The 13,727-nt window shown below is 66.0% G+C and carries 15 protein-coding genes, 1 tRNA gene and 1 riboswitch; of the genes, 12 read left to right on the top strand and 4 right to left on the bottom strand.

The genetic code is table 11. The features are described 5' to 3' along the window. Positions 1 to 97: 97 nt before the first annotated feature. Positions 98 to 382: a hypothetical protein gene (locus ACXAF5_RS06950; RefSeq protein ID WP_474946049.1), complete on the bottom strand. Its 285-nt coding sequence runs from the start codon at positions 380 to 382 to the stop codon at positions 98 to 100. Between the two features lie 85 nt (positions 383 to 467). Next, positions 468 to 1,256 carry a 23S rRNA (guanosine(2251)-2'-O)-methyltransferase RlmB gene (gene rlmB / locus ACXAF5_RS06945; RefSeq protein ID WP_239368639.1) on the bottom strand — a complete coding sequence of 263 codons (789 nt, stop codon included), beginning with the start codon at positions 1,254 to 1,256 and terminating at the stop codon, positions 468 to 470. A gap of 119 nt (positions 1,257 to 1,375) precedes the next feature. Here rlmB and ACXAF5_RS06940 point away from each other — a divergent pair. After that, a tRNA-Tyr gene (locus ACXAF5_RS06940) sits at positions 1,376 to 1,459 on the top strand. A gap of 280 nt (positions 1,460 to 1,739) precedes the next feature. Here the strand turns inward: ACXAF5_RS06940 and ACXAF5_RS06935 are convergent. Together ACXAF5_RS06935 and bioB are read right to left on the bottom strand one after the other, a co-directional pair. Next, on the bottom strand, positions 1,740 to 2,258 hold the full coding sequence (locus tag ACXAF5_RS06935; protein ID WP_239323951.1) for a DUF2478 domain-containing protein: 519 nt from the start codon (positions 2,256 to 2,258) through the stop codon (positions 1,740 to 1,742). A gap of 93 nt (positions 2,259 to 2,351) precedes the next feature. Next, complete coding sequence (bioB, locus tag ACXAF5_RS06930; RefSeq protein ID WP_474946048.1) at positions 2,352 to 3,329, bottom strand: biotin synthase BioB; 978 nt, start codon at positions 3,327 to 3,329, stop codon at positions 2,352 to 2,354. A 228-nt stretch (positions 3,330 to 3,557) separates the two neighbouring features. Beyond that, positions 3,558 to 3,678: riboswitch (TPP riboswitch) on the top strand. A 123-nt stretch (positions 3,679 to 3,801) separates the two neighbouring features. Here bioB and thiC point away from each other — a divergent pair. The 11 genes from thiC to ACXAF5_RS06875 all read left to right on the top strand — a co-directional run bounded on the left by thiC (position 3,802) and on the right by ACXAF5_RS06875 (position 13,641). Further along, positions 3,802 to 5,628 carry a phosphomethylpyrimidine synthase ThiC gene (gene thiC / locus ACXAF5_RS06925; RefSeq protein ID WP_474946047.1) on the top strand — a complete coding sequence of 609 codons (1,827 nt, stop codon included), beginning with the start codon at positions 3,802 to 3,804 and terminating at the stop codon, positions 5,626 to 5,628. Next, a complete protein-coding gene (locus ACXAF5_RS06920; protein WP_474946046.1) occupies positions 5,625 to 6,590 on the top strand; it encodes an FAD-dependent oxidoreductase in 966 nt (321 codons plus the stop codon). Before thiC ends, ACXAF5_RS06920 begins: the two co-directional genes overlap by 4 nt. Continuing rightward, complete coding sequence (gene thiS, locus ACXAF5_RS06915; protein WP_239368649.1) at positions 6,559 to 6,756, top strand: sulfur carrier protein ThiS; 198 nt, start codon at positions 6,559 to 6,561, stop codon at positions 6,754 to 6,756. Before ACXAF5_RS06920 ends, thiS begins: the two co-directional genes overlap by 32 nt. Before the next feature lie 4 nt (positions 6,757 to 6,760). Beyond that, positions 6,761 to 7,543, top strand: coding sequence for a thiazole synthase (locus tag ACXAF5_RS06910; protein WP_474946045.1), 783 nt, complete (start codon positions 6,761 to 6,763; stop codon positions 7,541 to 7,543). After that, positions 7,543 to 8,136, top strand: coding sequence for a thiamine phosphate synthase (locus tag ACXAF5_RS06905; protein WP_474947811.1), 594 nt, complete (start codon positions 7,543 to 7,545; stop codon positions 8,134 to 8,136). Before ACXAF5_RS06910 ends, ACXAF5_RS06905 begins: the two co-directional genes overlap by 1 nt. Then, entirely contained in the window at positions 8,124 to 9,143 is a 1,020-nt protein-coding gene (locus ACXAF5_RS06900) for a ThiF family adenylyltransferase (protein ID WP_474946044.1), read from the top strand. The genes ACXAF5_RS06905 and ACXAF5_RS06900 overlap by 13 nt, the downstream gene beginning before the upstream one ends. After that, positions 9,140 to 9,853, top strand: coding sequence for a bifunctional hydroxymethylpyrimidine kinase/phosphomethylpyrimidine kinase (thiD, locus tag ACXAF5_RS06895; RefSeq protein ID WP_474946043.1), 714 nt, complete (start codon positions 9,140 to 9,142; stop codon positions 9,851 to 9,853). Before ACXAF5_RS06900 ends, thiD begins: the two co-directional genes overlap by 4 nt. 271 nt (positions 9,854 to 10,124) lie before the next feature. After that, the gene (locus ACXAF5_RS06890) at positions 10,125 to 11,039 is read left to right on the top strand and encodes a LysR substrate-binding domain-containing protein (RefSeq protein WP_474946042.1); all 915 of its coding nucleotides are present in this window, start codon (positions 10,125 to 10,127) and stop codon (positions 11,037 to 11,039) included. Positions 11,040 to 11,120: 81 nt separating this feature from the next. After that, on the top strand, positions 11,121 to 12,275 hold the full coding sequence (locus ACXAF5_RS06885) for an aromatic ring-hydroxylating oxygenase subunit alpha (protein ID WP_474946041.1): 1,155 nt from the start codon (positions 11,121 to 11,123) through the stop codon (positions 12,273 to 12,275). Continuing rightward, entirely contained in the window at positions 12,275 to 12,544 is a 270-nt protein-coding gene (locus ACXAF5_RS06880) for a hypothetical protein (protein ID WP_474947810.1), read from the top strand. The genes ACXAF5_RS06885 and ACXAF5_RS06880 overlap by 1 nt, the downstream gene beginning before the upstream one ends. A 62-nt stretch (positions 12,545 to 12,606) precedes the next feature. Then, positions 12,607 to 13,641 (top strand): GlxA family transcriptional regulator, encoded by a 1,035-nt coding sequence (locus ACXAF5_RS06875; RefSeq protein ID WP_474946040.1) that lies wholly within the window; start codon positions 12,607 to 12,609, stop codon positions 13,639 to 13,641. Positions 13,642 to 13,727 lie beyond the last annotated feature (86 nt).

The raw sequence follows: 13,727 nt of genomic DNA, 5'->3' as shown, positions 1-13,727 counted from the left end.
AAAATGCGCCCGCCCACGGCGGGCCTGCGCGCAGGCTGACCCGCCCGCCTGTCCTGTCGGCCCTGTCGCGCCCCCTTGAGGGGGCTGCCACGCGGTGTCAGTCGAAGATGTCCTCGATCGCGTCAAAGACCTTCTTCCAGCCGGATTTCTTTTTCTTCTTCTTTTTCTTCTTCAGCTGCTTGGCCACCAGCCCCGCTGCCAGATCGCCCCAATCGCCGGTCTTTACCGCGCGGGTGGGGTTGGGCTTGGCCGGTTTTGGCGCCTTGGGCCGTTTGCCACGGGTCTGCGCCGTTTTCTGCCCAGCCAGCGGCCGCATCTTTTGCGCCGACAGCGGCGCGCCGCAGGTGCCACACACCAGCGCGTGCACAGCCGCATCGGGCACAAATGTGGACTGGACGCCACAGTAACAACAGCGAATGAGTTTGCCGCCGGGGATGCTCTTGTGTGCGATGGGGACCTCCTCCTGTTCAGCCCTTCAACGAAGCATATAGGGAGAGCGCCGCCGCATTTGAAACATTGAGCGAGCCAAAACCGCGCGCCGCGTCGATCTTGACCAGCTTATCGACGGTTTCCTTGGTCTTTTGCCGCAGGCCCGGCCCTTCGGCGCCCAGCACCAGGGCGATCGGGTCAGAGGTGCGGCCCGCGACCGCCTCCTCGATGGTTTCCTCGGCCTCGCCATCCAGCCCCAGCACCAGATACCCCATCTGTTGCAGCGCCACGATACTGTCCGAGAGGTTGCGCATGCGCAGGTAGGGCTGGCGTTCCAGCGCGCCGGAGGCGGTTTTGGCCAGGGCACCGGTTTCCGGGGCCGAGTGGTGACGGGTGCCGATCACCGCCGATGCGCCCAGCACTTCGGCGGAACGCAGGATGGCGCCAACGTTGTGAGGGTCGGTCACCCGATCCAGAAGGATCACCCGCGGGATTTCCGCGCCGATGCAATTGTCCTCAAGCCCGCCCCAGTTCAGCGGCTTGACTTCCAGCGCCGCCCCCTGGTGCACCGAGCCGGGATCGATCGGCACCGAGAACTTGCGCGGGTCGACCACATCGGGTGTCATGCCGGAGGCGGCGATGGCGTCTTCGAGCTTGTTCTGGGCATTCAATGTCACCACAAGGCGCAGCTTTTCGCGCCGGGGATTGAGCAGCGCATCACGCACCGCATGCAGGCCAAACAGCCAGACGGTTTCCGCCGAGGCCGCCTTTTTGGCCTTTTCCTTTTCCACCACCCAGGCGGGTTTCTTGCTGGGTTTCTTGTTCATGACATGCTCCGGAAAACAAAATGCGAGGCGGCGGAAAAAACTTGCGATTTTCCGGTTGACGCCCGTTTGGTGCGCTAGTAATCACGCCTCCACGTCAGGTGCAACATGCTTCTGACCGTGGGCGACAGGCCGCAAGGTGTGGCAGGGGACTGTAACTCCCTCGCGGAGACGCACGCTAGGTTCGATTCCTAGGTCGCCCACCATCTTCTCTCTTTCAACTGAAAAATCAATGACTTGAGACTAGATGGTGACCGCCGTCCTGTGGGTCGTTTTTCCAAATGGTGTGATCCGCCCCCGCGCGCGACCGGGGCAACCAGTGCGGCTGCGCCAGGTGGATTGTTGCAGATTTTGCGCGTGAGCGATGGCGCCGGGGCGCTGCCCCGGACCCCGGGATATTTCCAAGAAGATGAAGGCAAGCGCCGCGGTATGGACCGCAGCTCGGCGTCGCCTGGAACCGATCGCGGACGCGCGCTGGCCGAGCTGTCAGACCGTCTGGGCAAGCGCCGCTTCGACCCAGGCGACCAGCGCGTCGAGATCGGGGGCGGTTTCGACGGCCAGACCTTCGGCGAACCCCTCGAAGGCCTCGACGTTCATCCGGTTGACGCCGGACACCACCGGCAGCCCCATGGCCAGCGCTTCGGCGATGACCGGGCGCATGCCACGGCCATCGGCCTCGTGTTTGCCGAATTTATTGACCAGCAGCACCTGCGGCGCGGGTGTGGTGGCAAGCTGAGCGGTGACCAGCCCGACGGCGCGTTCGAGCGCCTCGGGGTTGAGGCGGCAGCCACGGGCGCCCTCGCCCAGGGACTGGGAGATCCGGATGGTTTCCCCCTCGGGCAGGACGCGCACATCCATGTCGCAGAGCTTGCTGTCATAGCAATCGGTGTTGGTCTGCACGATGCCTGCGGTGCGAATACCCCTTTCGGCCAACCGCTCTGCCAATGCGGTCAACAGGCGGTCGGTGGCGCCGCGTTCGGTGGTCATCACATAGGCAAGCTGCATGGGGTCGTCCTTTGCATGTCGTCTGCGCAAGCGGCAGATTAGCGCGAAAGGACGGCGCCCGCCAGTGGCGACGCAGGCCGTGATTGTCGCAGATCAGCGCGTACCGTGTGTGCCCGCCGCCATGGCGCTGAGGCCGAGCCGGGCAAAGAGCGCCTCGTCCGCTTCCTCCTCCGGGTTGTCGGCGGTCAGGAGCGTGTCGCCCATGAAGATCGAGTTCGCCCCGGCAAAGATGCACATCGCCTGCAGCTCATCGCTCATTTCGGTGCGCCCGGCCGAGAGCCGCACATGCGCGCGCGGCATCAGGATGCGGGCCAGCGCAATGGTGCGGACGAATTCGATCGGATCAAGCGGAGGCGTGTCGGCCAGAGGCGTATCTGCCATCGGAATCAGCATGTTGATCGGCACCGATTGCGGATGTTCCGGCAGCGTCGCGAGGCTCAACAGCATGTCGATCCGGTCGCCGCGCTCTTCACCCATGCCAAGGATGCCGCCAGAGCAGACGTTGATCCCGGCCTCGCGCACCCGCGCAAGGGTGTCCAGCCTATCCGCAAAACTGCGGGTGGTGATGACCTCCGGGTAGTAGCGCTCCGAGGTGTCGATGTTGTGATTGTAGTAATCCAGCCCCGCATCCCGCAGGCGCAGCACCTGATCCTGCTCCAGCATGCCAAGCGTCATGCAGGTCTCCATCCCCAGCGCCTTGACGCCTTCGATCATCGCTTCCAGCTGAGCCATGTCGCGCGCCTTGGGGCCGCGCCAGGCCGCCCCCATGCAGTAGCGGGTAGCGCCGGCGTCGCGGGCCTTCTTGGCTTCGGCGATGACACGCTGCACCTCGATCAGTTTGGACGCCGGAAGCTGCGCGCCATTACGTGCCGATTGCGAACAATAGGCGCAATCCTCGGCGCAGCCGCCGGTCTTGATCGACAGGAGGCGCGATTTCTGCACCGCGTTGGGATCAAACATCTGCCGGTGCAGGCTCTGGGCCTGAAACAGCAGATCCATGAAGGGCTGAGCATAGATCTCCTCTGCCTCCTGCCGGGTCCAGTCCGTGCGGACAAGGGGGGTGTCGAGCATGGGAAGCCTCGCTGGATAACGGATGACACTACACGCCAAGGGGGCGCGAATCTTTTATAGATAATATATAAAACATGGTTTGACATAGTACAGCATTGAATAGATTTGAGTTTCATTCAGGCGCGCGCATCAAAAATACGCGCATAGCGCGAGTTCACGGCACAACCCTCTGCAGGAGGGCGTGGATCAGAAATCTCTTGACGGGCTGCCATGTCCTCCCCTACGCCTAGGGCCACGCAGGGGAGTCCCGCCGAGGGGACTGAGAGGCAGACAGGGAGAAATCCCGGTGACGCGACCCTTAGAACCTGACCCAGTTGATACTGGCGTAGGAAGCTAGGACAGTCGCGCATCGCCCCGGTACAGGGTTGATCCGCCGCTGCTCTGACACGGCAGGACCTGTACCCCCTGCCCCGTTTTCCTCCGGCCCGGCTCAATTGGTGTCTTTTTGAGAATGGACTCGAGGAGCACCAAGATGAACGTCCCCAACCCAAAGATCACCACAGGCGCATTGCCTGCGTCGCGCAAGATCTATGTGGCAGGCGAGATGCACAAGGACATCCGTGTGCCGATGCGCGAAATCGCCACCCATCCGACCGCGGGCGAGGCGCCGCTGCCGGTCTATGACAGTTCCGGGCCCTATACGGATCCGGAGATCCTGACCGACATTCGCGAGGGTCTGGCGCCGCTGCGCGCCGCCTGGATCAAGGATCGCGGCGATGTCGAAGCCTATCAGGGCCGCGATGTTACCCCTGCGGACAATGGCTTTGTCGCGGGCGACCGGCTAGTGCCGGAGTTCCCGGTGCGGCCCGCACCCCTGCGCGGGACCAGGGATGCCGCCCCTACGCAACTGGCCTATGCGCGGGCGGGGATCATCACACCGGAGATGGAATATATCGCCATTCGCGAGAACCAGCTGCGCGAGCTGTCGCCCTGTCATGGCAGCCGCGATGGCGAGGATTTTGGCGCAAATATCCCCGACTATGTGACGCCGGAATTTGTACGCTCCGAGATCGCCGCCGGGCGCGCCATTATCCCCGCCAATATCAACCACCCGGAGCTGGAGCCGATGATCATCGGCCGCAATTTCAAGGTAAAGATCAACGCCAATATGGGCACCTCGGCCGTCACCTCCTCGATGGAGGAGGAAGTGGACAAGCTGGTCTGGGCGATCCGCTGGGGCGCGGATACGGTGATGGACCTGTCCACCGGCCGCAACATCCACAACACCCGCGAATGGATCATCCGCAACAGCCCGGTGCCGATCGGCACGGTGCCGATCTATCAGGCGCTGGAGAAGGTGAACGGCATCGCCGAGGACCTGACCTGGGAGGTGTTCCGCGACACGCTGATCGAGCAGGCGGAACAAGGCGTCGATTACTTCACCATCCACGCAGGCGTGCGGCTGCATATGGTGCCGATGACCGTGGAACGCGTCACCGGGATCGTGTCGCGCGGTGGGTCGATCATGGCGAAATGGTGCCTGCATCACCACAAGGAGAGCTTTCTCTATGAGCATTTCGAGGAGATCTGCGATATCTGCCGCCGCTATGATGTGTCGTTTTCCTTGGGCGATGGGCTGCGTCCCGGCTCGATTGCCGATGCCAATGACGAAGCGCAATTTGCCGAGCTGGAAACGCTGGGCGAGCTGACCAAGATCGCCTGGGCCAAGGACTGTCAGGTGATGATCGAAGGGCCGGGCCATGTGGCCATGCACAAGATCAAGGAGAACATGGACAAGCAGCTGGAGTGCTGCCACGAGGCGCCGTTTTACACGCTCGGCCCGCTGACCACGGATATTGCGCCGGGGTACGATCACATCACGTCTGGCATTGGCGCGGCGATGATCGGCTGGTTTGGCTGCGCGATGCTCTGTTACGTGACACCGAAAGAGCACCTCGGCCTGCCGGACCGCGATGACGTCAAAACCGGGGTGATCACCTACAAGATCGCCGCCCATGCCGCTGATCTGGCCAAGGGTCTGCCCGGCGCGCAGCGGCGTGATGATGCGCTGAGCCGCGCACGGTTTGAGTTCCGCTGGGAGGACCAGTTCAACCTGTCGCTGGACCCGGAAACGGCACAGAGCTTTCACGACGAGACCCTGCCGAAAGAGGCCCATAAGGTGGCGCATTTCTGTTCCATGTGCGGGCCGAAGTTCTGCTCCATGCGGATCAGCCACGACATCCGCGCCGAGGCCCAAAAGGAGGGCTTCGAAGCGATGGCGGCGAAGTTCCGCGAAGGCGGTGAGCTTTATGTGCCGGTGGCGGATGCTGCGGCGGACACGCCGGAGGAGTCGGCGTGATCACCATCGCGGGCGCAGGTCTGGCAGGCCTCGCCTGCGCCTATGCCCTGGCCCGCCGGGGCGTGGTGGTGCGCCTGTTCGAACGCTCCGGGGGGATCGGTGCCGACAGTGCGGCCCGCTACGCAGGCGGCATGCTGGCGCCCTGGTGCGAACGCGAAAGCGCCGAGGAGGAGGTGATCTCTCTCGGCAGCCGCGCCTTCGACTGGTGGGCCCGGATCACCCCGGTGCACCGGCGCGGCACGCTGGTGGTGGCACCGCGCCGCGACCGGGCGGAGGTGGCGCGTTTCGGACGTCGCACCCGTGCGTACCGGCAGGTCGGCGGGGCGGAGATCGGCGCGCTGGAACCGGCGCTGGCGGGGCGGTTCGATCAGGGGCTGTTCTTTGAGGGCGAGGCACATCTGGACCCGCGCCGGGCGCTGCGGGATCTGGCCCACGCGGTGATGGATCTGGGCGGAGAGATCAGCCTCGGTACCGAGGCCCCGCAGCAGGTCGATCTGGATTGCACCGGCATGGCGGCCCCGCTGCCGGCCTTGCGGTCGGTCCGGGGCGAGATGGCGATCCTGCGCTGCCCGGAGGTGGAAATCAGCCGCACCCTGCGCCTGCTGCATCCGCGCACGCCGATCTACCTCGTGCCCCGGGGCGATGGTCACTACATGCTGGGCGCGACCATGGTGGAAAGCGATCACGCCGGCCCGCCGACCCTGCGCGCCCTGATGGAGCTGCTGGGGGCCGCCTATGCGCTGTCGCCCGCCTTTGCCGAGGCCGAAGTGGTGGAGACCGGCGCCGGTCTGCGCCCTGCCTATCCCGACAACCTGCCCCGGCTGGAGCGGCGTGACGGCACGCTGTTCCTCAACGGGCTGTACCGACACGGGTTCCTGCTGGCCCCGGCCATGGCCGAAGCCGCCGCAGACCAATTGATGGAGCACCGCGATGAAAATACTCGTGAATTCCGAACCGCATGAGATCACCGGCCCGTCGCTGGCCGCCGCGCTGATGGAGCTGGGCTACACCAGCCCGGCCATCGCAACGGCGCTGAACGGGCAGTTCGTGGCCCGCGACGCGCGCGCCGCGCAGCCGCTGCACCCCGGCGACCGGATCGAGGTTCTGGCGCCAATGCAGGGGGGCTGAGATCATGGAGGTCTATGGCGAAAAACTGACGTCACGCCTGTTTCTGGGCACCGCACAATACCCCTCGCCCGCCGTCCTACAGGCGGCGATCCGCGCCAGCGACACCGATCTGGTCACCGTATCCTTGCGCCGTGAGGCCGCCAACGGATCTGGCACGGGCTTCTGGGATCTGCTGCGCGAGACCGGCGCGCGCATCCTGCCCAATACGGCCGGGTGCCACTCGGCGCGCGACGCCATCACCACCGCGCAGATGGCGCGGGAGGTCTTTGGCACCGACTGGATCAAGCTGGAGGTCATCGGCCATGCGGACACCCTGCAGCCGGATGTCTTTGGCCTGGTGGAGGCCGCGCGCGTGCTGACTGCCGAGGGGTTCAAGGTCTTTCCCTATACCACCGAGGATCTGGTGGTGGGCGAACGGCTGCTGGAAGCCGGCTGTGCGGTGCTGATGCCCTGGGGCGCGCCGATCGGATCCGGTCGCGGGCTGGCGAACCCCGAGGGGCTGCGCGCGATGCGGGCGCATTTTCCGGATGTTCCGCTGGTGGTGGATGCCGGCATCGGGCGGCCCTCGGATGCGGCGGCCGCGATGGAGCTGGGCATGGATGCGGTGCTGTTGAACACGGCGGTGGCCAAGGCGGGCGATCCGGCGCTGATGGCGCGCGCCATGGCGCTGGCGGTGGACGCGGGACACAAGGCCTGCCTGGCCGACCCGATGGAGCGACGCGACATGGCGGTCCCCTCGACCCCGGTGATGGGGCTGGCGGACCTGAATTTGGCGGAGAAGACATGATGGAACGATTTTATCTGATCGTCGGCCATGTGGGCCGGGTGGAGTTGCTGGTGCCACAGGGCGCGCGGCTGGTGCAGCTGCGGATCAAGGATCAGCCCGATGCGGAGGTGCGCCGTCAGATTGCCCGGGCGCGTGACTTCTGTGCCGTTTACGGCGCGCAGCTGGTGGTCAACGATCACTGGCAGGCGGCGCTCGACCTCAACTGTGATTTTGTGCACCTCGGGCAGGAGGACATGGAGACAGCGGATTTCGACGCCCTGCGCCGGGCGGACGTGCGGTTTGGTCTGTCGACCCACGACGAGGCGGAGCTGGAGCGGGCATTGGCGCAGGATCCGGCCTATGTGGCCCTGGGTCCGGTCTATGAAACCAAGCTGAAACAGATGAAATGGGACCCGCAGGGGCTGGAGCGGGTGACCCACTGGAAGAGCCTCGCGGGCGCCGTGCCGCTGGTGGCCATCGGCGGGGTGACGCTGGAGCGCCTGCCGGATGTCTTTGCGGCCGGGGCGGACAGCGCTGCGGTGGTGACCGACATCCAGGCGGCGGAAGATCCCGAAGCCCAAACCCGCGCGTGGGTGGCCGCGTGTCGGACCTGAGCGCGTTTGCGCGCCAGATCGCCCTGCCGGAGGTCGGCGCGGAGGGCCAGGCGCGATTGGCGGCCGCACATGTGCTGGTGGTCGGCGCCGGCGGGCTGGGCTGTCCGGTGCTGACGTATCTCGCCACGGCCGGTGTGGGCCGCATCACCGTGATGGACCCCGACCGGATCGAGCGGACCAACCTGCATCGTCAGCCGCTCTACGCGCCGGATGATGTGGGCGCGCCCAAGGCCGACACCGCGGCCCGGGGGCTGCGCCGACTTGCGCCCACCCTCGAGGTGGTCGCGCGGGCCGAGCCGCTGGGAGCATCAAACGCGGTGGCCGCAATCGCGGGGGCCGATGTGGTGGTCGATGCCGCTGACAGCTTTGCCGTGTCCTATATCCTGTCGGATGCCTGTCGGGTGGCCGGCACGGTGATGATCTCCGCCTCCGTACTTGGCACCGCCGGCTATGTCGGCGGGTTCTGCGGGCCCGCCCCCTCGCTGCGGGCGGTGTTTCCCGACCTGCCCGACCGGGCCGCCACCTGCGCCAGCGCCGGTGTCATGGGGCCGGTGGTGGGCCTGATCGGTGCCGCCCAGGCGCAGATGGTGCTGCAACAGATCCTGATGACAGCGCCACCGGTGGCGGGGCAATTGCTCTCCATTGACATGGGGCGTTTGCAGACCGCGGGCTTTCGCTTCGACACGGCGGAGGAACCGGCGGCGGGCTTTGACTTTGTGGCGCTGCCTGCCGAAAGGCAGCCGGACCGGATTGTGGTGGATCTGCGCAGCACCGAGGAAGCACCGTCGCCGGTGACACCCGACGCCTGGCGCATCGCACCCGATGCCTTGGGCGGCGCGATGCTGGACCAGCTGCGAGAGGCCTCTCGCGCTGGACGATCCCATGATCGCACCTGCAGGCACATCACCCTGGCCTGCGCCAGCGGGCTGCGGGCCTGGCAGGCGGCGCACCAGCTCCGGGCGGCGGGGTTCGAGCGCCTCAGCCTGCATGCGGTGCAGGCCCCGTGACGCGGGTGATCGCGATCGGCGGCACGGACCCCAGCGGCGGTGCCGGGCTGACGCGGGACGCGGCCATGGCGGTGCACATGGGCTGCGAGGTGAAACCGGTGGTGACGGCCGTCACGGTGCAGACAGATACGGGGGTCGATGCCCTCAACCCGGTGCCGCCGTCGGTGGTGCGGGCGCAACTGCAGGCCGCGCTTGCAGTCCCCCTGCCCGCTGCGATCAAGATCGGCATGGTCGCGACAGACGCACAGGTCGCCGCCCTCGCGGAGCTGCTGCCACAGGATCTGCCGCTGGTCTTCGATCCGGTGCTGCGGGCCAGTTCGGGGGGCACGCTGAGCGCGGCACCCGCCCTGCGCCCGCTGATCGGGCGATCAACGCTGCTGACCCCGAACCTGCCCGAAGCGGCCTGTCTGAGCGACCTGCCCGAGGCGGTCTGCGCCGACGCCCTGGAAGCGCAGGCCCGGGCGCTCCTGGCGTTGGGAGCCGGGGCGGTTTTGATCAAGGGCGGCCATGCGCGCGGCGATCATTGTGTCGATCACCTGTTTACACCGCGGAGGGCAGAACAGTTTGCCGCCCCGCGCGTCGCCGCCGGGAAACGGGGAACCGGATGCAGTCTGGCCACGGCCATCGCCTGCCAGCTTGCAGCCGGCGCCGATCTGGCCGCGGCCTGCCGCAGCGCCAAGACGGAACTGACCCGCTGGCTGCGTCTCTGAACGGGACACCGCCCCCCTGCACTTGGTGAGGGGTTTCGCTTCGGGCATGGCCCGAAGCGACCCGCGCCGCGCACCCGCGCCGGGCGCGCGGCGCGGGCGCCAGCCGATAGGGTCGCTCCGCCATCCCGGCGGTGGGCGCGCGCGGGCCCCTCCGGATCCGCTGGTGGGGCGTGTCGGATGTGACCGGTCTTATGTCGGGAAGTCCCCTCGCCAAACGATCCGCAAATGCCCATACTCCCGGGACTTTCACCCAAGCCACGAGCACATGCCCATGTCGCGCCGCCACTACGATCTGCCGCCTCTGACGACACTGACCGCATTCGAGGCCGCGGCGCGGAATCTGAGCTTCAAGAAGGCGGCGGAGGAGCTGTCGGTGACCCCTGGCGCGGTGAGCCATCAGGTCAAGGCGCTGGAGGGCGAGCTGGGCGTTGCCCTGTTCAAGCGCAAGCATCGCGGCGTCGAACTGACGCCGCCGGGGCAGACCCTCTATGACACGCTTGCCGGGTCCTTCACCCGCATTTCCCAGAGCCTGCAGGCCATTCGCGACCATGGCAGCGCCGGTGTGGTGACGGTGGGGTCGACCACGGCCATGGCCACGATGTGGCTGTCCCCGGCGGTGATCCGGTTCTGGCGCGACCATCCGGAGATCAACATCAACCAGGTGGTGCGCGACAAGGCCTTTACCACCTCGGCCGAGCTGGACCTCTACATCTGGTATGGGCGGGAAAAGGACCCGCGGCTGGAGCAATTCCCGCTCTATCGCGATCACCTCCTGCCGGTGGCGGCCCCGGAGCGGGCGGAGGAGCTGGCGGGTGCTCCGCTTGAGGTCCTGGCGCGGCAGCGCCTGATCCATCTGGAGGGCGATGACATCAGCTGGACCAAATGGCACGACTGGTTCCGGCAGCTGGGCTACAAGGGGCCGGTCGCCTCCGGCATCCGGGTCAACAACTATTCGATCGCCCTGCAGGCGGCGCAGGACGGCGCCGGGCTGACGCTGGGCTGGGAACAGCTTATCTCTCCGGTGTTGAACCGGGGCGACCTGCGCATCATCACGCCGCATGTTCTGGCTGCGCCGCAGAAATTCTACCTGATCTGCAAGCCCGAGGAAGAACTGTCGCCCAGCGCCCGCATGCTGCGCGACTGGATCATCAGCGAGGCCCGGCTGATCTCGGATGAGCCCAGCTAATCCGAGAGTGAGATTTTCGGATATTGAGCGAAACACCGTCCAGCCACATCCTCCCGCAACTTCAGTTCGCAGGAGAGTGTGATGAACAAGCCAAGCTCGCTAGAAACCGTCATGACCTCGGTCAACCGGGCCAACGGTCTGCCCAACGCCCATTATATCGACCCGGTGGTGTTTGCCGAGGAACGCGAGTCGGTGCTCTTTGCAAATTGGGCCGGCGTGGGGTTCGGCAAGGACATCCCCGAGGCCGGAGACGCCAAGCCGGTGGATTTCCTCGGTGTGCCGCTCTTGCTGGTGCGCGATCAGGACGGGGCCGTGCATGTCTATCAGAACACCTGCCGCCACCGGGGCATGGTCCTGGTGGACGAACCCAAGAACATCCGCGGCACCATCCGCTGCCCCTACCATAGCTGGTGCTACAGCCTGAAGGGCAAGCTGCGGGCGGCGCCGCATGTGGGGGGCGTCGGCCAGAACACCCATGAGGACGTCAAGATGGGCGAGCTGAGCCTGATCTCGTTTCGCAGCCATGTCTGGCAGGACGTGATCTTCGTCAATATCGATGGCAATGCCGCGCCCTTTGAGGAGGTCCATGCCGATCTGATCGAGCGCTGGCAGGAATTCGACAAGCCGCTTTATCACGGTGGCATCGACAGCTCGTTCCAGCTTGAGGTGAAGACCAACTGGAAGCTGGCGGTGGAGAACTACTGCGAGAGCTACCACCTGCCCTGGGTGCACCCGGGCCTGAACAGCTATTCCCGGCTGGAAGACCACTACAACATTGAAATGCAGGGGAAATATTCCGGCCAAGGCACGCTGGTCTATCGCCAGCTGCAAGGCGCCGAAGGCGAGGTATTCCCGGATTTCGACGGGCTGAGCGACAAATGGGACACCGGCGGTGAATATGTGGCGGTCTATCCCAACGTGCTCTTGGGCGTGCAGCGGGACCATACATTCGCCATCGTGCTGGAGCCGAAGGACTGCGAGAACACGGTAGAGCATATCGAGATCTACTATGCCAAATCCGGCGAGCAGACCGCCGGTCTCGACCATATGCGGCATCAGAACGCGCAACTGTGGAAGACGGTGTTCGAGGAAGACATCTTTGTCGTCGAGGGCATGCAGAAGGGCCGCCACGGGCCGATGTTCGACGGCGGACGGTTTTCGCCGGCAATGGACGGGCCGACGCATAATTTCCACCACTGGGTTGCAACTCAGATTGAGGCGGGCCGCGCCAGATGATGACCACGGACTGGAGACACCTTCGCCCGGAGGACGCCGCAGCGCTGCATGCGGCGATCCTCTCCGCCCATGCGCAGCATGATCTGGAACAGCTGGTCGAGCTCTACGCCATCGCCGCGGACGGCGAGGAGGCGCAGGGCGATGTGGACGCCGCCTGTTTCTTTCTGACCCAGGCCTTTGTCTTTGCGCTCGAGGCCGGGGTGGCCCGCGCCTATGAGCTGAACCGCAGGCTGGTGGCCCATGGCCGCGCCTGGCCGCTGGAATCATAGGATCCAGGCGCTGCGGCGCCTGATCCGACTGCGGTCCCCCAGCCCGACCGAGGGAGCTTGATATGACCATCACCTTTCTGTGCCTGCCGGGGTTCCCGCTGGCGCCCCTGTCGCTGGCGATCGACGCGCTGCGTGTGGCCGGGAGCATTCACGGTTCATCTGTTTTCCAGTGGCAGACCGCGAGCGAGGATGGGGCAGCCGTGTACTCGAGCAGCGGGCTGAGCCTGACGCCGGATGCGGCTCTGTCCGAGGCCGCGCGCAGCGAGGTTCTGCTGACCTTTGCCGCCGCCGACAGCACCTTGTCCCATCCTGCCGCCAGCAGCGCGCTGTTGCGCCGGCTTTTGCGCCAAGGCGGCCGCATCGGGGCGGTCAACGGCGCCATCTTCGCGCTGGCGGAAACGGGTGTGTTCGACGGCACCCGGTGCAGCGTGCATTTCACCTATGCCGATGCGGTGCGCGAGCGGTTTCCCCGGCTGGAGGTCTGCCCCACCCTGTTCAGCGAGGACCGCGGCCGCATCAGCATCAGCGGTGCGGCGGCAGTGTTCGAATACATGCTGGCCCTGATCGCCGAACGCACCAGCGCCGAAGTGGCGGTGGAGGTGGCCTGCCGCTTTCAGCATGCCACCCAGCGCCGGGAAGGCACGCCACAACTGCTGCCGGGCCATTCGCGCAACCAGACCAGGGACATGCTGCCACGCCCGATCCGCGAGGCGGTACAGTTCTTTGCCGACCATCTGGAGGACCGGGTGCTGATCCAGGACGCCGCCGATCTGGTGGGGCTGTCGCTGCGCCAGTTCGAACGCGTTTTCAAACAGGAGATGGCCACGACGCCCGGGGCCTATTATCGGCAACTGCGACTGGATGCGGCGCGCCAGAAGGTGCTGCACACCGATGCGCCCCTGTCCGAAATCGCCTTTTCGGTCGGCTATGAAACCGCCAGCGCCTTTAACGCCATCTACCGCCGCATCTACGGCCGCAGCCCCTCGGCGGATCGCGCCGACCCGATGCGGGCCCGAGCCAACGCCGCCCTGCGCGACCATGCGCTGGCGCCCCTCTCCTCCGTCGACGATGTGGTCCTGCCCCTGGCGGCAGAATGACCGCGCGCGCCTTCGGTTTACTTCACCTCATGCGGGGATGAGAATTTTCGACGTTGTCCCGCAGGGGGCGGCGGTGGAACACTGAT

Source organism: Epibacterium sp. ABV4_022 (assembly GCF_056159345.1).
This window is presented reverse-complemented; position numbering and strand designations above follow the sequence as displayed.